Below are 26,364 nucleotides of genomic sequence, written 5' to 3'. Positions count from 1 at the left end.
GAAACCCGCCTAACGGCGGGTTTTTTGCTTTCCGCAGAAAGAAAAATAATGGGGTCAGAGTACATTAATCCCCAATCCCCCCAGCAAAACCTCAAATTGGGGTCAGAGTACTTTATTGCTTTAAACATCAGGACATAATTATTCCCTTATCCCCCAATGCCGTTAAATCAGAGTACTTTTTTTAAAAAACGAATTTAACTATGCGTGATTTCATAACAGTGTGGGAGAAGTACTCTAATTCGCCAGCATACCTTATTAGAGAAATGTACTCTGACCCCATTATTCGAGGGATCAATGCTGTGGACTTGTTTGAATGTATAGAAAAAGCGACAGGTTGAAAAATAATCGGTATGGTATAAAAACACTAAACAGCTAGGAAGTTTGTATGTCAGCCTTACCATTCAATAATAACCCAGCTTATTTGCGGGGTAATTTTCAACTTGAACCAGTGACCGCTCTATTAAAGCTGCATTCAGAACTTGTTTGCTTTCTTCTAATAGCATTCTTCTTTGTTGGTAATGCATTTATTGAAAATAGTGAAAAAGAGCGGGTCTTGGCTAATCCTAAGAAAAATGACTTTTTCTATATTGATTATAGAGCTATAGATCCTTCATCGGATGCTCGATTTCGCTATGTCCCCCTGAAATTACTTAGTGTTGATGATGATACTCTTACTTTTAAAGTCGGAAACATTGCTCACACAACACCTGTCTCGCCGAGTCAACATGCGAAATTTGATAAAGCGTTATTACTGCGCAATTACTATCGTGTTGATAACCTTGTGCTTAGCAAAACAAAAGTAAATGACTTGGTTACTTCTGGTGCCATTTACGATGCTAGGCGGCCTCGAAATATTTATATTAACGGTTGGATGGTTTTGCACCTTAACGAGTTAGTTCCAGATAACAGTTAGTAATAAAAAAGCGTTTATAAGCGATAGAGTCCAAGTAAAGTAGACTCCTTACGAGTGAGGCAACATGTACCTTGAAGTGTTTATTTTATTTACTATGAATACAATACCCAGCCAATAAAGTACTCTGACCCCATTACTAATGGGGTAGAGTCAATCTACTCACTTCATTAATCTGACAACTCGTACCTTGAAGCGTTTATTTCATTTGCTAATGAATACAATGCTCACTTAATAAAGTACTCTGACCCCATAACTAATACTATCCGCTTATGGATAATTGGTTTAAAACGCTTTACATTTTTGAGGTGTTAATAAAATGTTAAGTGCGCATGATGAAGTATTTAGTTTTAGCTGTTATTGCCGGTCTCGTTAATGTAGTGATGTCTTTTGTTACTTCACATCTACTAATCTCTACAGTTGCTACGTTTCTTACTATCCTTTTCGCGGCCTTTATTATTGAGAAGGTATTTCAAAACCAAAATATAGCCGCTAGTAAAATTGTTCTAACTGACGATTATAAGAACAATGCACACAGCAATGATGCAACGAAAGTTAGTCATGCCGCGAGTAACATTGCAATTGGTGGTGCTTCTATCTCTTTCTTTTTAGAGCAGTTATCAAAAGCATTTAATGAGCAAGTCGCGAACATCGGCGAGATGAGCGGTAGACTCCAACAATTAGAGCTTTCCTCAACTCAGTTAGATGATCTTGCCAAGGATGCTGCATCTTCTATGAATGAATCTGACGAGAAAACGCAGTTCGGAAGTACGTCGTTAAAAGAAGTATTAAGCCAGCAACAGCAGCTGGTTAAAAACATAAATGCGTCATCTGAAGCGCTTACTACATTAAAAAGTAAGGCCGAGGGAATAAGTACAATAACAAACACCATTAACCAATTGGCCGATCAAACAAATATGCTAGCGCTTAATGCGGCTATTGAAGCTGCAAGAGCGGGCGACCAAGGACGTGGTTTCGCCGTTGTTGCTGATGAAGTACGAGAGCTTGCCAAGAAAACAACCGACGCCACGTCTGGAATAGAAAGTTTGCTGCAGGATATGAATACAAGTAGCCAGGCCGCAGTGGCTACAATGGAAACGGTGCTAAACTCTAGTGATAACATGAATGTGAAATTAAAGGAGAGCGAAGAAGCTATCTCACACTCCAGTATGCTCTCTACAAAAGCTCGGGAATCGATGGGCGCTATGCAAGCAATGGTAGAAAATAATGCAGAACATAGCGCAGGTATAAGTACCAATATACTTCAGTTGCACACGACGACAGAAAAATTAGAGCACGACCTCACTGATGTTTCTACTCAGGCGCTATCACTGAGTAGTCAAGCTGAAGATATTTTCAGGCTGCTGGAAAGCTTCGACGTAAATGATCGAAACAGCGAAGTTAGAGACATTGCAGTAAATGCAGCTAAAACTGTTGGAAAGCGTTTCGAGCAAGCGATTTCAGAAGGGAAAATATCGGAAGCAAAGCTGTTTAATTTTGACTATTCACCTATACCGAACACTAATCCTATAAAGCACACGACACCTTTTGATAAGTTCACCGACGACGTACTTCCCGCTATCCAAGAACCGTTATTAGAAACACATAGTTTCATTATTTATGCCGGCGCAGTTGACGTAAATGGTTACTTTCCTACCCACAACAAGAAGTTTAGTCAGCCCCTTACTGGTAATTACGATACGGATTTAGCAAATAACAGAACGAAACGGATATTCGATGACAAAACCGGAAGTCGTTGTGGCAGCAATACCTCTACTTTCTTGCTACAAACTTACAAGCGAGATACAGGTGAGGTCATGCATGATCTATCTGCACCGATATATGTGAACGGTAAACATTGGGGAGGGTTTCGTATTGGTTATAAAGCCAAAGAGCAGTAAGTTCTCTGTATTTACGTATAAGCGCTAGCTTCCGTTTTCTCACTTTAACGAATGAAAGTGGTAATGCTCTAGCGCTTAGCAATATTGGCAACAATATTATTCCTTCTTTGCGCTTTTATTTGCTGCTTCGTTACCCTACCATTAGCGAATTGTTCGCAGTTCGTAAAACTCTATGCCTTCACTACAACCATACAGCACATTTGGCCTCGCCGCTTCTTGTGATTCTATCCAGTCGTTTAGCGACATTACTTCATTCCTGTCTATCTTCAAAACTTCTAAAAACAATAACAAAGCCATTTATATATTAGGCGGTGGAAGCAATTCAGTCTTCACTGACGACTTTGACGGTACAATTCTGGTTAACGAGATTAAGGGAATAAGCCATTTTGATACTGAAAGTCACCATTACTTACGTGTAGGTGCAGGTGAAAACTGGCATGACTTCGTCACTTTGTGTATGAAAGAGAAGTGGTATGGTTTCGAAAATCTCGCCTTAATACCTGGCTCAGTAGGCGCATGCCCAATTCAGAATATTGGTGCGTACGGACGAGAAGTGAATACGTTGATCGACAAAGTAGAGTGTGTATTTCTTGAAACCGGCGAGCAGGTATTGTTGGGCAATGAAGACTGTCAATTTGGCTATAGAGACAGTGTGTTCAAGCATGCACTAGCGAACAAAGTGCTAATCACTCATGTAAACTTTAAACTGCCCAAGCACTACGAACTCGAGACCAGCTATGGCGAACTAGCGGCACTCACTGAGCCTACACCAGAAAAGGTGTATAGTAAGGTAATAGAAATCAGAAAAAGCAAACTTCCTGACCCGAGTGAGCTAGGCAATGCTGGAAGTTTCTTTAAAAACCCAGTGGTTTCAAAAGCAGTGTTTCAAGCGATTGCACAAGACTATGATTCAGTGCCCCATTTTGTGGTGAGCGGAAGTGCTGATTTTCCAGCCACTGAAAAAGAACAAATAAAAATTCCTGCCGCGTGGCTTATCGACCAGGCAGGTTTTAAAGGCAAGACTTTGAATAAAGTACGATGCCACCCTACACAGCCATTGGTACTTACTAACTTAGGTGGTGCCACCGGAAACGATGTAATAACCATGGCAAAAGATATCATAGCAAGCGTACAGGGGAAGTTCGGCATACAGCTTGAGCCAGAAGTGCGCTTATTAGGAAGCAAAGGACTTATTTCGCTATGAGACAAGCATCAAAAGCTATAAGAAAACATATACTCGCTTTGTTGTCCGACGGCCAGTTTCACTCAGGGGAAACCATTGCACAGCAAGTGGGCCTTTCGCGCACAGCAGTTGCAGGCCATATTTCCCAACTCGCCGATTGGGGATTAGATGTATTTAAAGTAAAAGGTAAAGGCTACCGTTTAGAACGAGGGTTTCCATTGTTAAGTGCCGACAGCATTAAACGTCATTTAGGCAATACAAAACGAGCGGTTATTGATGTGGAGTCGGTATTACCTTCCACCAATACGGAAATGAAGAAGCGTATTGCCAGCAAACGAGAAGATCTTGAAAACGGCGATGTCGTTTTTGCTGAAATTCAGACCGATGGACGCGGTAGACACGGCCGTTCATGGTTAGCGCCAGTTGGCGGAAGCTTAACTTTTTCTATGTACTGGTCTTTTCCCGACGGTTATCAAAGCATGGCAGGACTTTCTTTATTGGTAGGCTTGGCAGTTTGCGATGCACTTAAAGAATTTGGCGTAGAAGACGCCGAGCTTAAATGGCCGAATGACATTTATTTGCAAGGTAAAAAGCTTGCGGGCGTACTTATTGAAGTAGAAGGGCAAATAGGCGCTACGGCGCATAGTGTTATCGGCATAGGTTTGAATGTTTGCGTACCCGATAATCAGTACGATGTTGGTCAGCCTCATAGCGATCTTGCGTCATATTTGGGCACTATCCCAGATAGAAATGCATTGGCGGCAGAAATAATTAAATCGCTTTGGTCTTATTTACCTAAATTTACCCAGCAGGGCTTCGGGCCATTCACAGCATATTGGGAAGCGCTCGACTTATACGCCGATAAACGCATTGTTTTACAAATGGGTGAGAAGCGTTTTTCCGGAATTGATAGGGGAGTGGACGCCAGCGGCGCGCTACTAGTTGAAACACAAGACGGTATTACCCGATTCCACGGTGGCGAAGTTAGCCTTAGAGGCAATTAACTTTTTATTTTTGTTTTATTTTATAGCTGAGCTACGAAGATTTTAGCCATTATTTATAATAGAAGTACTTCGTAGTTCATCTTTGTGATTTTTAAATAGCGTTTTATCCGTTCGTTTTACGCATTGCTTTGCGATTGAAACCAAAAATATGAACAACATTGAAGAAAACCACGTCATATTAGTGGATATCGGTAACACCCGAATAAAATATTCACTGCTTTGTCATGCAGAAGAAGAGCCTAATGCGTGCGAAGATGCCAATTCTCTTTTCTCTTTTATTGATTCTCAGAAAAAAATTTCCCATTTATATATAGCTTCAGTAAGAAATCAGGAGCTGGTTGATGAAATATCCGCCATGTGTAACGAGCGAAATATTATTTTTGTAGAAAAGCACACCGAGAAAGAAGCCTTCGGCATAAAAAATAGTTACGCGAATGTTCAAAAAATGGGCGTTGATAGATGGCTTGCCATGGTCTGTGCTGCAGAAAAATCAAAAAAAGCATTTTTTGTTATGGATGTAGGTACGGCAATAACGGTTGATTTTGTGGTGAATGGTCAACATTTAGGCGGTTGGATCGTGCCTGGTTTTCAAGTAATGCGTAATGCATTGGTTGCTTCAACTAAAAAAGTGTTCGCGAATGATGAAATTCCGACCACCTTTGGAGTGGGGACTGATACAGAAGATTGTGTGGCAACAGGGTGTCATGCTGCCCTATATGGTGTTTATTTGAGCGCGGTTGATTACATATCAAGCAAACAAACCGAATTTGACATAATTTTAGGGGGTGGAGACAAAAAAGTGTTTGCATTCTTAAAATCTGCTGATAACATGCGCCTCGCTCATTTGGTGATGCAGGGTCTTGCCCGCTACGCTCGAAGTGAACTTCTAAAGGGAACATCGAGGTAAGTTTTTGATTAGTTGAAAAATTGGTCAAAAAAGAAAATTGAAAAATTTTCAAAAAGACACTTGCACAGAGTTAAACAATACTCTAGAATGCGCACCCACTTGATGTAGTGCCGACTTAGCTCAGTTGGTAGAGCAACTGACTTGTAATCAGTAGGTCGCCAGTTCGATTCCGGCAGTCGGCACCATCAATCTGGAGGGGTACCCAAGCGGTCAACGGGAGCAGACTGTAAATCTGCCGGCTCAGCCTTCGCAGGTTCGAATCCTGCCCCCTCCACCACTTTCTCTATGAGGTGGCCAGAGAATTAGGATTGCGGGCATCGTATAATGGCTATTACCTCAGCCTTCCAAGCTGATGATGCGGGTTCGATTCCCGCTGCCCGCTCCAAATCAGTGCTGATATAGCTCAGTTGGTAGAGCGCACCCTTGGTAAGGGTGAGGTCGGCAGTTCAAATCTGCCTATCAGCACCAGTTTATTTCTCCCCAGCTCATGTAAAATTTCTAAATTTTTTAATGTAACTTTGCTGGGATAATAGAAATGGCAAAAGAAAAGTTTGAACGTACGAAACCCCACGTAAACGTGGGTACAATCGGCCACGTTGACCACGGTAAAACTACCCTAACTGCAGCTATCACTACAGTTCTTTCTAAAACTTACGGCGGTAACGCACAGGCTTTCGATCAAATCGATAACGCGCCTGAAGAGAAAGCACGTGGTATCACCATTTCTACTTCACACGTAGAATATGACACTCCTACTCGTCACTACGCACACGTAGACTGCCCAGGACACGCTGATTACGTTAAAAACATGATCACTGGTGCTGCTCAGATGGACGGTGGTATCCTAGTAGTTGCTGCGACTGATGGCCCTATGCCACAGACTCGTGAGCACATCCTACTTGGTCGTCAGGTTGGTATTCCTTACATCATCGTATTCATGAACAAGTGTGACATGGTTGACGATGAAGAGCTTCTAGAGCTAGTAGAAATGGAAGTTCGTGAACTTCTAAACGAATACGAATTCCCAGGTGATGACCTACCAGTTATCCAAGGTTCAGCTCTTAAAGCGCTTGAAGGCGACGCAGAGTGGGAAAAGAAAATCATCGAGCTTGGTGAAGCGCTTGATTCATACATCCCAGAGCCAGAGCGTGCAATCGACAAGCCGTTCATTCTTCCAATCGAAGACGTATTCTCAATCTCAGGCCGTGGTACAGTTGTAACGGGTCGTGTTGAGCAAGGTATCATCAAGGTTGGTGAAGAAGTAGAAATCGTAGGTATCAAAGATACTACTAAGACTACTTGTACTGGTGTTGAGATGTTCCGTAAGCTTCTTGACGAAGGCCGTGCAGGTGAGAACGTTGGTGTTCTTCTACGTGGTACTAAGCGTGATGAAGTTGAGCGTGGTCAAGTACTAGCTAAGCCTGGTTCAATCACTCCACACGTTAACTTCGAAGCAGAAGTATACGTACTATCTAAAGATGAAGGTGGCCGTCATACTCCATTCTTCAAAGGCTACCGTCCACAGTTCTACTTCCGTACAACTGACGTAACTGGTGCTGTAGAGCTTCCAGAAGGCGTAGAAATGGTAATGCCTGGTGACAACCTTAAATTCAAAGTTGAGCTAATTGCTCCGATCGCGATGGAAGAAGGTCTTCGTTTCGCAATCCGTGAAGGTGGTCGTACAGTAGGTGCTGGTGTTGTATCTAAGATCCTAGACTAATCTAGACTTAGCAACACAAGCCAAAAAAAGCGCACTTAGGTGCGCTTTTTTTATGCCTGCGATTTGGAATTTCGGGAGTGAAGCCCCATCAAAAACACGCCGTAAAGCCATCCATAGCGGCTTCGCAGCAGCGTCCCTGCTGCTGAGAGTTTTTGATGGGGCTTCACTCCCTCCGCAATCTGTATACCAGAAAGCTTTGGAGAGAGGAGGGAGCTCGCCGTAAACCCATCCTTGTTTTTAAGTAAGAGCTCCGACACCGCGTCCCTGCGGTGTAGGGTTTCAGAGGGCACAACAATCACTCCCTTCTCGAAGCATATCAAAACATTTGAGGGGGAGAAGAAGTAACACGCCGCGAACCCATCCCCGCTTTTATGTAAGAGTTCCTGAATCGCACGATGCGTTGTCGGAATTAAAAAGGCTCAGCATTCACTCCCGTCTGACGGTATAAGATATTCACGAAGCTAAGAAGTGGAAATTTAACCCCTTTGTTGTGATACTGTAACAATTAAAGGGTACTATGCTCTGTTTATCAGTTTTGCGAGATTTTCATGATTACACGACGCCAGTTTTTAGTGGGTTCTTTGGCATTTGGTGGCCTAGCTAGCAGTGCTTTTGGTAAAAAGTTGGATTTGGCGTCTATGCCGATTTGTGAAGGCTATGGTGCATTAATCGCCGACCCTCAAAAGCTGCTCGATTTACCTAAAGGCTTTAGCTATAAGGTTATATCAAGCCTTGGAAATAGCATGTCTGATGGTATGCATGTACCTGACAGAGCGGATGGCATGGGGTGTCTTCCTATAGAAGGTACTAGCGACAAGGTTGCGCTAATACGTAACCACGAACTGCACCCCAAACACTTAAGTGCTCAGCCACAGTCTATTCAAATGCATACTAGCGAGTTGGCCTACGACAACTATCATAGTGGGGTTGCTTTACCAGGCGGCACCACAACCATGGTGTATAACCTTACCACCAAAACGGTAGAGCGAGAGTTTATCAGTCTTGTTGGAACGGTAAGAAACTGCTCGGGCGGCATTACGCCTTGGGGCACGTGGCTAACCTGTGAAGAGTCCGTAGACCGACCTCATGGCCCGAACGGTGATGTGGTAAACAAAGATCACGGCTACATATTTGAAGTACCTGCAAATGCTGACTCACTCATTGAAGCTAAACCACTTAAAGCAATGGGGCGCTTTAACCATGAAGCGGCATGTGTTGACACCAAAACAGGCATTGTTTACCTGACTGAAGATCAGGGTGACAGCTTGCTATATCGCTTTGTACCTAACGAGTACGCTAAATTGGCAGCTGGCGGCCAATTAGAAGCCCTGGTAGTAAAAAACAAACCTCAGTTTGATACACGTAACTGGAGTTCCACAACTATGCCATTGGCGACGTGGTTCGACGTTGAGTGGATAGCATTAGACAATCCAGAAAGCCCGAACGATGACTTACGCGCTAGAGGATATGAGAAAGGTGCGGCCTTATTCGCTCGCGGTGAAGGTATACATTGGGGTGAAAATGAGCTTTATTTTTGCTGTACTAATGGTGGCCAAAAGCAGCTCGGTCAGGTGATGAAACTTGTTCCTTCTGCTGATGGTAAACAAGACAAGCTTCAGCTATTTTTAGAAAGTGAAGACAAGAACTTATATAACTTCGGCGATAACCTAACCGTATGTCCAAATGGGCATCTATTGGTGTGCGAAGACCAATATACCGACATTGTTGATAATCATTTACGCGGTGTTACACCAAATGGAGAAGTGTATAACTTTGCAAAGCTCCATGCGCAAACTGAACTTGCCGGCGCGTGTTTCTCGCCCGACGGCAATACGCTTTTCGTGAATATTTACTCTCCAACGAAGACCTTAGCTATAACCGGGCCATGGCTTGAAGGTTAGAGATCAGAAGTTGGAGACCAGATATTACGGTTATCTAGAAAACTGGCGTCATTTATTCTCATTACTTTAAAATGGCGCCGTTATCCCCAAGTGTGAACTGCAAATTTCTATCAACCTTTCTTTCGTCACGCATCATTTACTTACTTTCATACCTTTTCTCGATTAGCTAGCATCTTTACAATCAAATAAATTAATTATTTGAATCGTTTTAACCCGTTTTAATAGTTTTGTTCAATTAATGATAATGCTCTCAACTTAAGAAGGAGAGCCAAATGAGCGCACTATTAAAAAAGCTAACAACGGCGAATAGCCACCGTGTTTCCTCCACAACTAATCAACCCATTCGAACGCAATGCAATTACGCTGATAACTATTATGGCGACCAAGTTTGCGTAGAAGTCAAAGCCCCTAAACCTCGTACCAACCTTCATGTTGGAGTACAGCTGTGAGAACCTCAATGAAATCAACGTTAACTAAGTTTGTCCTAGGCGGCGTAGCTGCCAGTATGCTTACCTTAGGCGTAAGCGCCGATACACTAACACGTCAAAATGGTGCCCCCGTAGGCGATAATCAAAACTCGCAAACAGCAGGCCCATGGGGACCGGTTTTACTACAAGATTCGCACCTTATTGAAAAGCTAGCTGCATTTGACCGCGAGCGTATTCCTGAGCGCGTTGTTCACGCACGTGGTACAGGCGTTTATGGGTATTATGAAAACCTAGTCGACCTTTCAGATGAAACACTGGCTGCGCCGTTTCAATCAGCGGGTAAAAAGACCGACGTTTTTGTTCGTTTTTCATCGGTAGTACATGGTCATCTGTCACCTGAGACGCTGCGCGACCCGCGTGGCTTTGCAGTGAAGTTTTACACTGAACAAGGTAACTGGGATCTCGTCGGCAACAACTTCCCGGTTTTCTTTATTCGCGATGCAATCAAGTTCCCAGATATGGTGCATGCATTTAAACCATCGCCGGTAACGAACAAGCAAGAGCCTAAGCGCATTTTTGATTTCTTCTCGCACGTACCAGAGTCAACGCACACGTTAACTATGCTTTTCTCTGACTACGGCACACCGTCAAGCTATCTAAATATGGATGGTTCAGGTGTACATGCTTTCAAGTTTGTTGATGACGAAGGTAATTACAAGTACGTGAAGTTCACGTGGAAGTCGAACCAGCCAATAAAGAACTTTACCAATGAAGAAGCCATGAAAGTGCAGGGAATGGATATGCAGCCGCATACTACCGACATCTACACGCGAATTGGTGAAAAAGGTGAAACGGCGTCTTGGGATCTTTATTTACAAGAGCTGGAGCCAGAGCAATTGGATGATTTCGAGTTTAACCCACTTGATACCACTAAGATTTGGCCTGAATCGCTTGTGCCGGCTAAAAAGATTGGTCGTCTAGTGCTTAATCGTGTACCAGATAACTTCTTTGAAGAAACTGAACAAGCGGCATTTGCACCAAGCAATTTAATTCCTGGTATTGAGCCGTCAGAAGACAGAATGCTTCAAGGTCGTTTGTTCTCGTATGCTGATACACAGCGCTATCGCCTAGGTGTAAACGCGTACCGCATTCCGGTTAATGCGCCTAAAAACGCGGTTATTAATAACCACGAACAGCATGGTCAGCTACGCACAACGAGTACTAATCGCGATGTGAACTACCAGCCAAGTCGACGTCTTGATCTTAACGAAGATCCAGCGTTCCGTTACTCAAGCAAACCGCTTGCTGGTATGACGCAACAAATTCCGTTCTACAAAGAGCAGAACTTTAAACAAGCAGGGGAGTTTTTCAGAAACCTAACTAAAGAAGGTCAGAAAAACCTAATTAGTAACTTAGGTGGTGCGTTGGCATCGGTGCCTGAAGAAGAAATTCGCGTCATTATTAGTGCTTATATGTACAACGCTGATAAAGACTACGGTGCAGGTGTAGCAAAATTAGCGAAAGCACCAATGTCTAAAGTTCGTCAAGCGGCGAAAGACTTAATGGAACAGCAAGCTGCACGTGCCGCTAAAGCAAAGCAAGTTGCTGAAAGCCTAACCGCACTAATGCAATAAGCTAAGTAGCAATAGGGTTGGGAGTTACATCACAGTGTTGAGTAACTCCCATTTTTCTCAAACAATTCTTCTTTAACAATCTTTCTGTAACAGCTTTACTGAAAACACTTTTGTAGTAACCAAATTTAGATTTACCAGTAAGGGGGCACAATGTCTTTTTTAAAGCAAACACTTACGGCAGCACTGTTCGTCGTTGCCACCTTCACCAGTTTTTATACTAGTGCGGTAAGTGACGCAACCACTCAAGCTGATACTCAACAAAGTGCAACTAGGCCTAATATGGAGACCTTGAAAGCACGTTATTTTGATGCAGCGCGGGAAGGTGATAGCGCCATGCTGAGTGCGTTTTATCAAGCCGGTTTAGATGTTAATGTGGCCGATGAAAAAGGCTACACCGCACTTATTCTTGCGGCGTACCATGGGCATACCGACACCGTGAACTTTCTTATCAGCGAAGCTAATGCCAACCCATGTCAAGAAGACAACCGCGGAAACACCGCACTTATGGGGGCCATATTTAAAGGTCACGTCAGTGTAGCTAAGCAATTGGTTTTTGCCGATTGCGATATAGATGAAGAAAACGAGCAAGGCCAAACGGCGTTGATGTTCGCAAGCCTTTTCGATAGACAAGAAATTATCAATACGCTTATCGATAAAGGGGCTAACCCAGCTCACATGGATAAAGCGGGTAATTCGGTAGCGGATATCGCTCTTTCGCAAGGTAATTACGAACTAGCAAAAGTACTACGCGAACAAAACGCTAATTAAACCACGTCATATTAGATAGCATTGAATACAACTAGGGGGAACTCCCTATTTGTATTCAATGCATTAAGTTCAATACTAAGCCCATAAGAATTTAGACGTGGGTTTACTATGAAGTCATTAATTGCCGCTGTGTTCGTTCTGTTTTCTATGCCTTCTTTCGCTGGCGTAATTACCTATGATTTCACACGATTAGTGTTAGGTGACGAAGCTGACCAAACCAGCTTAATTGGGCAAATCACCTTTGATGAAAACGAAACCCAGTTCAATATGAATACATGGCTATCGTTTTTCTTTCAGTTAAAGTTCGATAACGTCTCTTACTACATTCTAGAAGAAGACATCGCTGAATTTGCAGTAGTTGATTTAAATAATGGTGTGTTTGGTGATGAAAGCGGTGAAGGATTTGAGTTCTACATTGAAGATTCAAGCGTTCCCTACGAATTCACTATTAGCTCAGGTTTAGCCGGTCTAGGCGAAACAGACACCTGTGTTTTCTTTGACGGTGGCGACCGCTGTGCGGGTGGCTTGTTTCAAGTAGTTAAAACTGTTGAATCTAATAATGGATCTACTCAAGTGAGTGAACCTGCTTCTTTTGCCACTGCTATGCTAATTTTGTTTGCGTTTACTTCAATGAGAAAGCGCAAACAGTAATCCTTTTTAAGTTAATGTGTTTCTGGTACCTCGTTCGTTCCCTCCAACATATCTATGTTTCTCGATAGTTGGTGTTTTCAGCCCTCCTTTTGTGAGGGCTTTTTTCTTTTTAAGTTTCTGCTTTTTCAACGCTTTTATAAATTACATCGAATAGGGGGAACTCCCCATAGTTTTGCTTCTTTGGTTGTTAAATACTCAAGGGGTACTCAAAGAGAGGTGTATTATGAAGTTCCTTAATAACAAAACAGTATTATCAGTAGCTATTGCTTGTGCCCTACCAGCGAGCATGGTGAATGCAAAAACTTTCGATAAAACATTGGCTGATGCGCTTGCGGCTTCGCCACTAGAACTACAACAAGTTATTGTTACATTCGAAGGTAAGGGACCTGCCACAACAGAACAAATTACAGCACTTGAATCGTTAGGTATCACTGGAGGTGTTAGCCTACGTAACGTGCCTATTGTTGGTGTGTTAGCCAACAAACAGCAAGTTGAAGCGCTTTATCAACGCGATGACGTGGTGTCAGTGTGGAACAACGACCCACTAGAACTAGAAAACCATGAGTCTACCCAAATCACGGGTGTACAGGCACTACAGGCTGACCGTGACATTCGCATAAATGGCATGCCGGTATCAGGTAAAGGCATTGGTGTAGTAGTAAACGACTCGGGTGTTGACGGCACTCACGGTGATTTAGCATTCCCTGATCACGTAGTTCAAAACGTCTTAGCGCAAGTAAACTTAAACAGCTACAGCGGCATTTTACCGATTACATACCAAGAAAACGTATCTAACACCGATATTTTAGGCGGTCACGGAACGCATGTGGCAGGCACAGTAGGCGGTAATGGCGCCAAGAGCGGTGGCTTGCATGCAGGTGTAGCACCGGGTGCAGACATCATCGGTTATGGCTCGGGCGCAGGTCTATTTATTTTAGATACGATCGGTGGCTTCGACTACGCGTTAACACACCAGTTCGATTACAACATTCGTGTTATTTCTAACTCGTTCGGTAACACTGGCGATGTGGGTACAGAATTTAATCCAGATGATCCAACAAATGTTGTGACTAAAGCACTGGCAGACAACGGTATTATTACCGTGTTCTCGGCAGGTAACTCAGGCCCAGGCGAATCGACAATTACCGGTAACTTCAAAAAAGCACCTTGGGTAATTACAGTGGCTGCGGGCAACAAGCAAGGCGAGCTAGCTGACTTTAGTTCTCGCGGTGTCGACGGAAAAGGCGGACAAGCGGTTGTTGATGGTGAAGTGTTCACGTGGGAAGACCGTCCTACCGTAACGGCGCCAGGTGTAGACGTTATTTCTGCTCGTGCATCACTGTCTAGCCTAGGCGGTTTAAGTGCAGCTGACGACGCGGAAATGATTGAACCACAACACCTACCGTTTTATACCGTGTCTAGCGGTACTTCAATGGCTGCGCCGCACGTGTCTGGTATTGTTGCACTAATGCTAGAAGCAAATCCAAACCTTCAGTGGGAAGATGTGAAGCGTATTCTTCAGGAAACCGCAACACCAATGGCTGGTATGGACGAGTGGGAAGTGGGCGCTGGTTATGTTAACGCTTATGCTGCGGTAACTGCAGTGCTTGAAGGTGAAGAAGTATTCGGCGATACCGTGAAGAAAAATCGCGAATTTAACGCATTTGCTAATGTTGCTGAAGGCGACAGCTTTACGCTACCTACGACTTACCTACCCGTAGGTGAGTCACCTGTAGAAGAGTTTGAAGTAACGTCTGACGTATCTATGGTGGTGGCGAGCGCGTCAATTGAAACGGCAACAGCGTTCGTACTAGAAGACCCGGCAGGCAACCGTTATGGCTCTGGTATCGGCCTACCTGTTTTAGGTTCTTCTGTTGGCACAGCTGCGCCGGGTATGCCGGGTACATGGAAACTATATAGCCGCGGAATTGGTAGCATTAGTGGTGTGTCAGTTGACCCACTAGGTGTTACAAACGGTGTGGGTATCCCTGGCACTAACGATGTGAATATTCGCTTGTTAGTCACATCAGGTTACACCGGTATTGATGATGCAGTAGGTCATCCCGCTAAACCTTTCATTGAATACGTCGTTGCTAATGAGCTAATGGATGCAAAAGAAAGTGGGTTTGCGCCAGACGCACCACTAACTCGTGTAGAGCTTGCTGATACGTTGGCGCTTAGTGCAAACCTTCGTCAAACAAACGACGGTAACACAGTTAACTACACCGATGTGAGTGCAGAAAATGCTGCAGCGGTAAACTCTGCGACAGCGACAGGTGCGGTGTTGGGAGATTTAGAGATGAATACGCAGCCCGTAATGCAAGCTGATGGTGACTTCTTTGGTAGCAACATGCAGGTGAGCAAAGAAGAAATGGCGTACTCAATGGTTCAAGCATTAGGTCTTGAAGATGCAGCGCAAAGCTTTGACTCTCAGAAGGTTATCGCAATTGTTCTTGGTGAAGCGGTGGAAGTTGAAGACACCGATGCGATTGCTCCTGAGTATCGCGGCTATGTTCAACAAGCACTGGCTGCAGGGCTAATGCAGGTAGAAGTGAAAGTAGAGCAAGGTCCATTTGACCTACAGCCTACGCTTAAAGCCTTCTTTAATCCACAAAATGGGGTATCAAGAGGCGAAGCCGCGTTTATCCTAACGCAATACGCAGAACTTTAGTCCTTTGAGGCGAGGGCCGGTTGTAACATTCAAAACACGCGGTAAACCCATCCATGGGCGCTCCACAGCAGCATCCCTGCTGCTGAGGGTTTTGAATGCCACAACCGGCCCTCGCACACTTTTTAGAGAGGGGTGGCTGAAGTAAGGCCCTTCTTTTTTGTTTAGGGCTTTAATTACTGCAGCCAGCATTCGCTGAATATGGAATTTGGGAGGAGGGGAAATGGAAAAGAGTTCTACGCTGAGAATAAATCCCAACTATTCTAATAAACCTGCTTTTCCTGCCATTCTGATAAGTTCTGCCGAACTGCTTAAATTAAGCTTCTTATAAATATTACTGCGATGATTTTCTGCAGTTTTAAGGCTCATATCTAATAGCTCAGCAATCTTCTTACTGGTGTTGCCTGCAGCAACTAAGAAAAAAACTTCTCGCTCTCTTCTAGTTAATACACTTAGTGGCGATACGTGCTTTTGGCATTGATCGCTAGATGACTGGGTTAGTTCATCGGGAAAACAGGTTTTGTTTGCGGCCACTTTCTTGATGGCTTCAACCAAGCTTTCACCGGAAGATTCTTTTAATATGTAGCCTTTAGCGCCTGCGTCGCGCATGGCTTCAATGTATTCCACTTCGTTGTGCATAGACAGCACAAGAATTTTCGCGTCACTGCGCTGAGATAGAATTTTATCAATAGCGACCAGACCGCTCATACGTGGCATCGAAATGTCCATTAAAATAACATCTGGCGAGAGCTTTAACACAGCAGCGATTAGCGCGACACCATCGTCGCATTCTCCCACTACGCTGATATCTGGGTTGGCATTTAGCATTTGAGACACGCCTTGACGCATAAGCACATGGTCATCGGCTAGCACTACACGAATTGTCATACGGGTACCGTTACTGTTGTTCTGGTGCCTTGCCCTACTGCAGAGTCTATTTCCAGTGTCGCATTGAACGCTTCTGCTCTGTCGCGAATACTAGAAAGGCCAATGCCGGGCTCTATGGCTTTACTGTCAAACCCTACACCATTATCAAGAATATCCAAACGAATAACGTGATGATGGTAAGAAATTGATAAAGTAAGGTTGGTGGCCTCACTGTGTTTTATAGCATTAACCAGCGTTTCTTGCGCAATTCTAAATAATAAAGTGCTTATATCTTTGGGCAGATCAGGCGGTACGGTAATCTCGGTGTGATATTCAATATCTTCACCACTAAGCAAATTTCTACAAAGCCAGTTAAGTGCTGGTTTAAGACCTAAGTCATCAAGGATTGTTGGGCTCATTAGCCGCGATAATTGTCTGACATCATTTAACGCCATTTCAGCGATGCCGTGTAGTGCCTCAAGCTCAGGCGATGAGGTTGATAATGCTTGCAGTCTTCGTGTCAGCCCTGTGAGCAGCTGACCAATCCCATCATGTAATTCACGAGAAAGCTTCGCTTTTTCTGATTCTTGTTGAGCCCACAATCGTTTTGCGAGCTGTTGCAAAACCTCTTGGTCAGCATCTAATCGAGCCTGAAGGGTCGCCTGTAACGCTTTAATGTTCTCTATCTCGGTGGCCAAGTCAGTCAAAATAGGCGTTCCTGTAGTCTCCAACCTGTTGCTCAGGTAATTGAGATAGCCATTTGGATGTTAAGTCATCCACCGTGTCTTCTTTACCTGGTATGGCGCGATAGTAAAGGTGGTTCCGCCAGTAGGTAGGATATAACGCTAATTTTTGCTTTAACTTTTCGATGGACTCTTCATCACCTAGTGACGCCTTTACGTATAGCCACTGCAGGTAAGGCTGGTAGTAGGTTGGTTTAATGAGCGAGCCAAGCTTCTCCATGGCGCTGCTATTTTCATTCAAAGAAAGTCGCTGCTGTATGTCGAGCAGAATTTTAATTTCAGTGATGACCGGTACGTTGGTGTTATCGACAAGTGTAGTGTAGATCTCGTCACGTTCGTTATTTAGTGTGCCTTTATGATGCTTCAATCCCAATGTTAACCATTGATAAACGGCAAATTGCTCGTGGCGCTCTTCGCTAATGGTAGGCGTCACGGTTTCAAGACTGTTTTCTAGGCACAACCAGTTTGCGGTAAGTAAACACATCTCTCCCTGCCATAATAATACCTCGGTTTGGGCTCTGGCATCTTCAGAAGCCAGAGCTAAGCGCCTTGCGTCAGTTGCGTGCTGCGTGGCTTCGGTCAAGTTTCCGTTTGCAAAGTTTAAGTAGCTGAATAGCAGGTGGTTTATCATTCTCTCTTGGTTATGCTGATTTCCAAGCTTTTTGTCGACGGTACTTAAATATTGAGAAGCAGTATTTTTGTCCCCTTTTACCAAACTCAACTGTGCAAGGTTTTGATGGGTTCGAAGTAAGTGAGATTCGTCCCCATTTCTTTCAAATAGCATTTTCGCCTGTTGCCAGTAAATCTCAGCAAGAGAGATATCTCCAATTAAAAAATGCATATAGGCCACGTTGCTCATACTTTGCGGCTGAAGCACCTTGTCATCGGTTTGCACACGAATATCAAGACCGCGTTTGTAGTACTCTAACGCTCTTGCGAACTGGCCTCGCTCTTCAAACATAAAACCTAGTGTATCGTTTACATGGGCTTCTTGTGCCAAGTCACCTAAATCGTGGAGTAGTTTTACCGCTTCTTCCAATGACGCCTCTGCGGTGGCATAGTCGCCCGTAAGAGATGTGGCGATGGCAAGGTTGGCTAAGGTTTTAGCCCGCTGAGAGGGCTGCGTTTTTGCATCACGCAATGCCAGTGCGTCTTTAAAATACTGCGCTGCAGCCACATTGTCAGCTGTACGTAGGTAAGCAATACCAAAAGCGTTAAGTACTAAACTCTCGCCTCGGGGATCTTTTGCTTGACGAAACGCTACGAGTGCTCGAGTTAATGAGTCGCTGGTGGCAGTTTCAATGTCCCCATTAATAATTTGCAGACGAGCAAGTTCAAACCAAAGTTGTCCATTATTGGGGCGAAGGGCTAAAGCCGCTTTATAGTCGGACATTGCTTTGGCATCTTCGCCAGCCCACTGATATATGTCTGCACGCATCGACAGCAAGTCTGGTCTATCAGGGAACTGAGATACAAGCGCATCTATTGATTGTTGAGCAAGAGATAGATCTTCGTTTAGCTCTGCTCTTAATAGCTCGCCTTGTAAACGCCAATACACTGCCAAGTCAGAGAGTTGGAATAAGGTTTCTATCGCTTGCCTGGCACCGTCATAGTCGCCCGTATTTAAATCGTTTCGAGCCTTTGCCACCCATCCACCCGGATAGTCCGGTGTGGTTGCTATAATCGCCTCAACGGTGTCTGCGCTATTTAACGCTTCTCCTTTTTGCCAAGCGGTATCCAAGGCATCAAGGTAGCGTAAGTCAGGAAGTGGTTGAGGCGATTGCGTTTCGATGGCGTCAAATAGCGATTGAATGAGCTTGTTAGCAAATACACTTAAATCATCGGACAGGGTGTTTGCATTTACATTATGTGACACGGTAAATATAGGTTCGTTAGCGGGCATACTAAGAACACTAGCGTGAAGTAAGTAGCTATCGCTACTGGTAGGCGTAGCATCAAGTAATAATACGCTGTTTACCGACGTGGAAGCCGCTAAGTCTACTCTGTCATTGTCGTTATTAAATGGGGATAACGCTAAGTTTGACACCAATGCTTGGGTTTGCGCTTTATCATCTAAAACAATGTTAGGGTGAGTAGAAAGGGAGTAGCGCAGTAACGTGTTTATCGTATCTAAAAGTGGATATTGAGGGTCATTGAGTACGAGTAGCTGAATAGGAGTATCAGAGGGCAGTCTGGTTTGCGCTTTTTGATACCAAGAGTAAGAAAAAATGCTGGCGCTAATCACAAGTACCAATATGGCAATGGCGGAAAAGGTGACAAGGGTTTTGTAAGTTACATTAGCACTGCCATTATCGCTTGATGAGCTGATGTTAAGTGCCTGTTTCAAAGAGAGTCTCTTCGCGGGCAAATGGTGTGTTAATTGATCAATACAAGCTCTGCGTTTTTTCGTCCACAGGTAATGAGAAAAGCCCAATCCTTCTTTTTGGACACAGCCCAGCATATCTTCTAACACTCTTCCTAAGCTGTAGGTGTCAGAATGTTCGCTCGCTTTTCCAGTTTGGATGACTTCAGGAGCGGTATAGCGTTGGTGTCCGCTCGTTTGAGCGCCAGACGCAGCGCTCTGCCCAATTCCAAAGTCGATCAGTTTAATGTCTGCATTGTGATCAAGAAGAATATTGTCTGGCTTTATATCGCCATGTTTAATGCCTATCGATTTACAGGCCAACAGTGCCTCAACGAGCTGTTGCTGCCACTTGTCGAAATCGGCTTTGCTGATGGGTTGTTGAATGCGTGTATACAGAGGCTCGCCTTCAATAAACGCCATTGTAAAAAAGGCGGTATCTCCATCAGAGAAAACGTCATGAACACGGATGATATTAGGATGCTGTAGTTGCCTAGCGATGTTGACTTCATTGCGGATGGTTTGCATTTTAACCGGGTCGCTGGCGCCACCCTCAATGACCTTAAGTGCAACTTTCACATCAAGTAATTCATCGATGGCGCTGAAAACGGCGGCCTGAGCACCTGAGCCAAGTTGTTCAACAATTCGAAACCGGTTAGCTAGACGGGAATTTGGCGCAATAGAAGTCCCTAAAGCTAGCGCCTCAGTTTTAAGAGAATTGTTTTGCGACGAGAATACATCGGGCCTGTTCAAAGCCTTCTCCACACTTCACTAACCACTACAGCGACGCAATCGAATAGACGAATTGCGTCACTAAATTGTTATTTTTATTTTAGCTTATAAGTGAAAGTTTATGCTCAATTGTGTGGAATAACAAACGCATCGAAATCATATTCGCTAAAGAGGTGGCAAAATCTATGTCCGTTTGGGTAAAGTAACGGCGTCCCAGCGTCGAGTCTGCGTACAATACGCCAACGGGCTTTTCATCAATACAAACAGGTACACAGATGGCAGCCTGAATGCCGTGACTGATTATACTATGCTGCTTGTTTAACGATTTGTCGCAAACAATATTGCCAATCGCACGAACAGCATTTCCTTGCATGCATTGGTTGATGATAGTACGGCTACCGGTAAAGTCCTCACCTTGCATCCAGCTTTCATAGCCTACCCCGAGTTGATAGTTATTTATCTTATCAAACAAAATGAGTGATGCCCGTTCACACCCTAATGATTGGGTTAAACATTCTCTGGCAAGGTTAATAAGAGCATTACTGCTATTACACTGTTGAAGCTGCGTTTGGTACTGCTTTAGTTGTTGCTTTCTCCACTCCCGTTGGCTATCAAGCCTAACGACATTATTGAGTGCAAGGGGAGTAAATTCACAGGGTACTGGACCAAGCTGTAATACATGGGGTTTGTCTAGCGTCAGGTGCTTTATTTGAATTCCCGCACTGAAGCACCCTGTAGAGCTCATGTCATTTAGCTGCCAAACGTGATCGTTGTCAGCTTGTTTGTTTGCTCGTAATACAACATGAGCGCGAGAAACTTGGGGGTGGGGAATAACGATGTCCGCGCTTTCAGAGCGGCCGACCTGATACTCGCGACCTTCAAAAAGCAAGTGCTCACTTACGCTTCCGTTATTTTCTGTAAAGGCTATTTGTAACGGCATGGCATATTCCTCGTCGCGTCACTGGTGCCATCTCTTTTCATTTATTTGTATAAAATCACACAAATGAGCGAGCTTTTGCTTATAAGTGCACGCCAAACGCTGGTTTAATTGCGTCGATTTCAACGCAATTAAACTTGTCAGAGACTGTTGGTATATGACTTATAATGTTCTTAAGCTAAAGCGTAATGTTTGCAGCTGTGTAAGTAGTAAACCTTTCACATTCACAACATCACCACTTGAGCGCCACACATCTGCAATTTCATTGCCAGACGCATTTTCAACAAGCGATATAAGGCTATCTACAGCAACCAGTGCCGCATCGTCATCGTTTACCGCCAATGCCGACTGGACATCGTTTATTCCACTGTCTATCGCTGTTTCTAGTAGCGCCGAAATTTTATCGCGGTTACCATTTACTATCGAGCTTAACGAAGCAACTTTGTCATCGATAACAGAAGCTGACGGGCGATTGTCTAATAAAATAATGAAATCAGAAAATTGACCTGTGCTGCCACGCGCGCGGATACTACCTGATGACATGAGTACGGTTATATCTTCAAATTCGCCACCGTCGTGAGACGTAAACAAACGCCATGGAATGGTTGGCGTGTAGTGAATAGCTTTGGTGTAAAGCTCAACCGTCGCCAAACCTTCAAACCCAAAACCGGCGTTAGCTTTCGGAGAGATTGATACAAGAACCGGGAAACCCGAAACAGCGCTTGTTAGTGCTGAGGGCAGGCGGTCTGTAATGGTCAAATCTGTGGGATCAAGCAGCTCAGCGGTAATGTCAATGTTGTTAGCATTTAGGCCAATACTGTTTTCGAACTCTACAGTTAAATCTACTTCAATTAAGCTGCTTAGCGTCAGTTTTGCCTGAATCTTATTGTCGTCGACAGTGAGAGTTGCAGGCGTGACTACCTGTGCTTGTGCAGTTGAAAACAAAAGTAGAGCTGTGGTGGCAACAACGGTGGTAAGTTGTCTGAATTTCATCGCAGTAAACATCATAGGATGACCTCTTTCAGTATTGGTTAAAATTTAACCTAAAATGGTGCCATTATCAATTAATATAATGGCACCGTTTTCAGTGGTTTGCGATTTTATTCGAAATACTGAGCAAAGAAGCGCGAAGCCAATACAGCGTAATGCGCTCTGGTTATAACCGTATCTGGCGCGAAGCTCGCAGTTATAGTAGGCGTGATGCTGAATGGACTTTGCTCTACACCAAACTCTGCGTTAATCAACGACAAAGTAAGTGCTAACTGAACGTAGCCTTTCATATCAGCCGGAATACTGTCTTGATCTTCTAGCACAATTTGCTCACCGTTATAGTCAACAACGATGTTGGCGTTAGGGTCAAAACTAAGTGCTGCTTCTTCCAAGCCAAGCATCTGTACCAGTGAGTAAGCGATATCTAGCTTAGTAACACTAGCGAACGGGTCAGCACTACCATTTTCGCTGCGAAGTACAGGAGACTGTGTACGAAGCTTATCTTTAAGTGCGCCACCTTTAACCATTACTGATTCAACGAACGCTTTGTCAAAACCAGGTACTGAACCAATATTAGGACGCTCTTCATTCAAAAGGTCACGGTACTGTCTAACGGCTCCACCCATTACCGCATAGCGCGCAAAGTCCTTGCGTTTAAGACGAGCATCAGGTGAGAAGCCTCGACTATTGATGGCGTCCATTAAGCGCTCACTTACCGCGAACTCTATGGCGTTTTGTTGAGGGTGACCTTCTACGTCGTCCATACCTTCAAAGCCGCCGCTATTTTCGAACGACACGGTCACGTTAAATGTTTCAGGTAAACCTGGGCCGTTAGTTAAACCTAATGGGTCAGCTTCTACACCAGAGAGTGATGTTAAACCATAAACATATACGCCCCACGTACCAGGCATGGCTGGTGCAGCAACACGCATGGTGGTAGAAAGTACTGGCGTAGTTAAGTTACCGCGATATTCAGTGCCGTCAGGGGCTACAAGAACAAGCTTGGTTAAGTTTGCAAAACTATCGGCAGACGCTTTGACAAGTACCTCTTCTGAACCTACTTCAAAAGGAATAACGTCAGGCTCTCCTACCGGTGAATAAAAAACATCGAAGTTTTCCACTCGATCGCTGGTGGTTACAAGTGCATTTGCCTTAAAGCTTTTACCATCTAAGTTATTAACCGTAACTTTATGGTCCATATCTTCAAGTAGGGCAGCAGCAACTGCTGAACGTGCATTAACGTAACCCGCTCCGACTTCCCAGCGCTCATAACCAGGCATGTTAGTGGCTGTCTCTTGCAGCAAGCGCTTAATTGTCGCGTTATCAAGGTTCGGGTTCGCTTCCAGCATCAATGCGATAATGCCTGAAACATGCGGTGTCGCCATAGATGTGCCAGAAATCATGGTGTAGAAAGGAAGGTTCTGAGGTTCAATTGCATCTATGTCTGCGTCTCCACCATTCGCGGCAGCGTTCAGTACGGCGCGAGTAGAGATAATGTCCACACCTGGAGCGACAACCGATACTTCGTTGTTATACGTCCATTGCGTGCCGTCAGGCATAGTAAAGTCGCCAGTCTCGCCTTTTAATCCGCGAGATGAAAAGCCAGCGAGTTTTCCGAACTTGTCACCCGCACCTACAGAGATCCCCCAAGGAATTTGTGCATATGGGTTATGCGAGTCTTCACCAGGGCCATCGTTACCTGCTGCGAATACGCTAATCATTCCCATGTTATGTGCTTTGTAACTTGCCAACGAAACAGGGCCGAGTGGTTCGTACTTGCCGCTAGAACCCCACGAGTTGCTGATAACTTTGATAGGGTTGTCGAAGGTGTATTGCTTGCTAATTGCGTAGTCGAAGCCGCCGATAGTATCTAAAAGCAGCACTGCTGCGCCTGAACCATAGCCAATGATGTCAGCATCTGGGGCTGCTCCACGGTGCTTGCCATCAGACATTACACCGCTACCCGCGATAGTACCGGCAACGTGTGTGCCGTGTCCTGAGTTTAGGTCGGTATTCACTTGGTTTGATAGTGTTGGACCCGTTACGCCAACGATAGAAAGCGCACCCGGATTCAATATTGCTTGCACGTTATCAACCACAGTATCGCCAAAGAAGTGGTCTTGGTGAGAAGCGTCAATACCCGAATCAATCACTAAAATAGTTGAGCCTTTACCAGTGAACTCAACGTTGTTTCTTGAAGCAAATCCTTCGCCCTGCAAATCAGCAACACCTGTGATCTCACGAGCATCAGCGTTGTATAGCTTCATTTCACGGTTCGCAAAAACTGAGCGTACACCGTCGAATTGAGCAATAGCCTCAATTTGCGCCTTCGTTGCCACCACACCAATAATTGGAAGGTTCTTAAATTGCACGCCTTCTGTAATACCCAAGTTTAATAGTTGCGTAATTTGTGACTCGGCAAGTGGTGACATTTGATCGTACGTAACAACAGCCATCAGCGATTCAGCAGGGGAGAGCGACACAAGTTTCTCAGCCATTTGTGAGCCGATGTAAGCATCGGCAAGTGTGTGGGCTGAAGGGCTTGCTAGCATAGCTGCAGCTAACGTAGATAGGGCGAACTTCTTCATATTCTTCTCCAAATTCTTGAGGCTGCGCTTTTTCTTAGATGCTTAAGACAATCATTTGACTTGTTGTGTCGTTAGCATTACCGAACGCGTTTATGTTGCTGAAGCGCATGGCATTCGTGCCATGTACTTAATTAAAACGCGGCGTTTTTGGATTAACGTCATCGCAGCAAAGTACGCACTAATAGTGGCCGTTTGAATTTTGTTCGAACATAGGGGTTTCACCCTAAATGTGTGACTTTTTTTGATGTAATAATGTGCAAAATTGCTACAAAGGTTTAATAAAAAATGTCACGTTAAGCACCTATAGTAATGACGTATGTTGGCGAAATTTAAACATTTATTAGTTTTTGTTTATGTCTTGTTCGCTCTGTTTTCTCCCAAGAGGAGTTTGTCATGAAGTTTGATTCAATTAAGTCTCGATTGGTTTTAATGACCCTTATCTGTGTGATTGGAATGGCTATGCTGGTGATAAGTCAGCATTATTTCACTCAGCGTTTAATTGGCTTAAATCAGCAGCGAGATGCGCTACTGAGAATGGGGCAAGATTTGCTTCAGATGAGACGACACGAAAAGGATTTTTTACTTCGCCACGACACCGATTACTTTGACAAGTTTCTTCAGCAGTCGTATTTGTTCAAAGGGCGACTTACTACCCTTGTTCCCATGTTCAATGAATACCGTCTTCCTGTGGCCGATGTCGAAAGCCTGTCTGCCTCAATGGAGGCCTACAGCGGGGTATTCCAACATGTTGTCTCTCTTCAAGAGCGAATTGGGCTCACGCAAAATGACGGGCTGAGAGGGCGTATTTCCGAGCTAGAAAAAGTACTCAACGAAGGGGCACTTTCTCAAAACCCATTATCAAGAGAGTTGTTAACCAATATTCAACTCGCCACGCGAAATTATCAAATAACCCAAGAAGGGTATTATGCGAAGTTGATGAACGAAATGACTGAGCGTTTAGTTGCTGATTACCGCAATAGTTCGGCGCTTGATGAGTCATTGATACAATATAGAGAAGCGCTGTTGCAATTAGTTGATGCGTTCACAACGTTTGGTGTAACTCACAATGAAGGCCTTCGCGGAGAGTTCAGACAAAGCGCACATAATGTGGAGACACAGCTAAAGGGTGTCGATACCGCATTGAAACCTATGATTGAACAACAAGAAGGCCAAGTGCGTATTTACAGTCTAAGTATTGCTGCGCTCACGTCTATCGTGTTAATTCTGGTATTGATCAAGAGTTTTGCGACATTTCACCGCGCTTTTGTTAACTTTCTTACTTTCTTTTATCGCTGTAAGCGTCAGTATCAAATGATTGATACGAGAAAGTTAGGGTTTGCAGAGTTAAAATCACTCGCAGAATTGGCGAATGAAATGGTCGAGTCCAAAAGAGATATTGAGGCGCGGCTAGCAAGTGTAGAAGCCGAGTTGGCCACTAAGAAAGCCTCATAACCACAGAGGGCACTTTTA

General features: G+C 44.3%; 20 protein-coding genes and 4 tRNA genes. 18 read left to right on the top strand and 6 right to left on the bottom strand.

The annotated features are described in order from the left end of the window. The first annotated feature begins 200 nt into the window (after positions 1 to 200). From ACFI6L_RS06925 to ACFI6L_RS06845, 17 genes are all read left to right on the top strand, one after another. Positions 201 to 338, top strand: a complete 138-nt coding sequence (locus ACFI6L_RS06925; RefSeq protein ID WP_155279878.1) for a hypothetical protein — start codon at positions 201 to 203, stop codon at positions 336 to 338. Positions 339 to 385: 47 nt separating this feature from the next. Continuing rightward, complete coding sequence (locus ACFI6L_RS06920; protein WP_462573662.1) at positions 386 to 913, top strand: hypothetical protein; 528 nt, start codon at positions 386 to 388, stop codon at positions 911 to 913. 332 nt (positions 914 to 1,245) lie between these two features. After that, positions 1,246 to 2,811, top strand: coding sequence for a methyl-accepting chemotaxis protein (locus ACFI6L_RS06915; RefSeq protein WP_462573661.1), 1,566 nt, complete (start codon positions 1,246 to 1,248; stop codon positions 2,809 to 2,811). Positions 2,812 to 2,983: 172 nt separating this feature from the next. Then, the gene (murB, locus tag ACFI6L_RS06910; RefSeq protein WP_462573660.1) at positions 2,984 to 4,015 is read left to right on the top strand and encodes a UDP-N-acetylmuramate dehydrogenase; all 1,032 of its coding nucleotides are present in this window, start codon (positions 2,984 to 2,986) and stop codon (positions 4,013 to 4,015) included. Next, positions 4,012 to 4,998: a bifunctional biotin--[acetyl-CoA-carboxylase] ligase/biotin operon repressor BirA gene (gene birA / locus ACFI6L_RS06905; RefSeq protein WP_039222269.1), complete on the top strand. Its 987-nt coding sequence runs from the start codon at positions 4,012 to 4,014 to the stop codon at positions 4,996 to 4,998. Before murB ends, birA begins: the two co-directional genes overlap by 4 nt. Before the next feature lie 148 nt (positions 4,999 to 5,146). Continuing rightward, positions 5,147 to 5,905, top strand: a complete 759-nt coding sequence (locus ACFI6L_RS06900; protein ID WP_462573659.1) for a type III pantothenate kinase — start codon at positions 5,147 to 5,149, stop codon at positions 5,903 to 5,905. 109 nt (positions 5,906 to 6,014) lie between these two features. Then, positions 6,015 to 6,090, top strand: a tRNA-Thr gene (locus tag ACFI6L_RS06895). 7 nt (positions 6,091 to 6,097) lie between these two features. Further along, a tRNA-Tyr gene (locus tag ACFI6L_RS06890) sits at positions 6,098 to 6,182 on the top strand. 33 nt (positions 6,183 to 6,215) lie between these two features. Continuing rightward, positions 6,216 to 6,290: transfer RNA gene (locus ACFI6L_RS06885), tRNA-Gly, on the top strand. A gap of 7 nt (positions 6,291 to 6,297) precedes the next feature. After that, positions 6,298 to 6,373: transfer RNA gene (locus ACFI6L_RS06880), tRNA-Thr, on the top strand. Between the two features lie 67 nt (positions 6,374 to 6,440). Next, the gene (tuf, locus tag ACFI6L_RS06875) at positions 6,441 to 7,625 is read left to right on the top strand and encodes an elongation factor Tu (protein WP_014977498.1); all 1,185 of its coding nucleotides are present in this window, start codon (positions 6,441 to 6,443) and stop codon (positions 7,623 to 7,625) included. 548 nt (positions 7,626 to 8,173) lie between these two features. Then, on the top strand, positions 8,174 to 9,526 hold the full coding sequence (locus ACFI6L_RS06870) for an alkaline phosphatase PhoX (protein ID WP_462573658.1): 1,353 nt from the start codon (positions 8,174 to 8,176) through the stop codon (positions 9,524 to 9,526). Positions 9,527 to 9,798: 272 nt separating this feature from the next. Further along, positions 9,799 to 9,975, top strand: coding sequence for a hypothetical protein (locus ACFI6L_RS06865; protein WP_155279885.1), 177 nt, complete (start codon positions 9,799 to 9,801; stop codon positions 9,973 to 9,975). Continuing rightward, positions 9,972 to 11,588 (top strand): catalase, encoded by a 1,617-nt coding sequence (locus ACFI6L_RS06860; RefSeq protein ID WP_462573657.1) that lies wholly within the window; start codon positions 9,972 to 9,974, stop codon positions 11,586 to 11,588. Before ACFI6L_RS06865 ends, ACFI6L_RS06860 begins: the two co-directional genes overlap by 4 nt. Positions 11,589 to 11,738: 150 nt before the next feature. Then, on the top strand, positions 11,739 to 12,356 hold the full coding sequence (locus ACFI6L_RS06855) for an ankyrin repeat domain-containing protein (protein ID WP_014950839.1): 618 nt from the start codon (positions 11,739 to 11,741) through the stop codon (positions 12,354 to 12,356). A gap of 108 nt (positions 12,357 to 12,464) precedes the next feature. Next, positions 12,465 to 13,007: a hypothetical protein gene (locus tag ACFI6L_RS06850; RefSeq protein ID WP_462573656.1), complete on the top strand. Its 543-nt coding sequence runs from the start codon at positions 12,465 to 12,467 to the stop codon at positions 13,005 to 13,007. A gap of 223 nt (positions 13,008 to 13,230) precedes the next feature. Beyond that, a complete protein-coding gene (locus ACFI6L_RS06845) occupies positions 13,231 to 15,678 on the top strand; it encodes a S8 family serine peptidase (protein ID WP_039228572.1) in 2,448 nt (815 codons plus the stop codon). A 255-nt stretch (positions 15,679 to 15,933) separates the two neighbouring features. On the opposite strand, the gene ACFI6L_RS06840 is transcribed toward ACFI6L_RS06845, so the two are convergent. From ACFI6L_RS06840 to ACFI6L_RS06815, 6 genes are all read right to left on the bottom strand, one after another. Continuing rightward, positions 15,934 to 16,563, bottom strand: a complete 630-nt coding sequence (locus tag ACFI6L_RS06840; protein ID WP_014977493.1) for a response regulator — start codon at positions 16,561 to 16,563, stop codon at positions 15,934 to 15,936. Next, on the bottom strand, positions 16,560 to 17,249 hold the full coding sequence (locus tag ACFI6L_RS06835; RefSeq protein WP_014950835.1) for a sensor histidine kinase: 690 nt from the start codon (positions 17,247 to 17,249) through the stop codon (positions 16,560 to 16,562). The genes ACFI6L_RS06840 and ACFI6L_RS06835 overlap by 4 nt, the downstream gene beginning before the upstream one ends. Continuing rightward, positions 17,242 to 20,400 carry a protein kinase domain-containing protein gene (locus tag ACFI6L_RS06830; protein ID WP_462573655.1) on the bottom strand — a complete coding sequence of 1,053 codons (3,159 nt, stop codon included), beginning with the start codon at positions 20,398 to 20,400 and terminating at the stop codon, positions 17,242 to 17,244. Before ACFI6L_RS06830 ends, ACFI6L_RS06835 begins: the two co-directional genes overlap by 8 nt. A 79-nt stretch (positions 20,401 to 20,479) precedes the next feature. Next, positions 20,480 to 21,319, bottom strand: coding sequence for a GAF domain-containing protein (locus tag ACFI6L_RS06825; protein WP_462573654.1), 840 nt, complete (start codon positions 21,317 to 21,319; stop codon positions 20,480 to 20,482). Between the two features lie 159 nt (positions 21,320 to 21,478). Beyond that, positions 21,479 to 22,324: a DUF6689 family protein gene (locus ACFI6L_RS06820; protein ID WP_423084026.1), complete on the bottom strand. Its 846-nt coding sequence runs from the start codon at positions 22,322 to 22,324 to the stop codon at positions 21,479 to 21,481. Positions 22,325 to 22,416: 92 nt separating this feature from the next. Further along, the gene (locus tag ACFI6L_RS06815; protein WP_462573653.1) at positions 22,417 to 24,894 is read right to left on the bottom strand and encodes a S8 family peptidase; all 2,478 of its coding nucleotides are present in this window, start codon (positions 24,892 to 24,894) and stop codon (positions 22,417 to 22,419) included. 393 nt (positions 24,895 to 25,287) lie between these two features. Between ACFI6L_RS06815 and ACFI6L_RS06810 the strand changes: the two genes are divergently transcribed. Further along, positions 25,288 to 26,346, top strand: coding sequence for a chemotaxis protein (locus ACFI6L_RS06810; RefSeq protein ID WP_462573652.1), 1,059 nt, complete (start codon positions 25,288 to 25,290; stop codon positions 26,344 to 26,346). Positions 26,347 to 26,364: the final 18 nt, after the last annotated feature.

The sequence above is a fragment of the Alteromonas sp. G4i35 genome (genome assembly GCF_054960375.1).
This window is presented reverse-complemented; position numbering and strand designations above follow the sequence as displayed.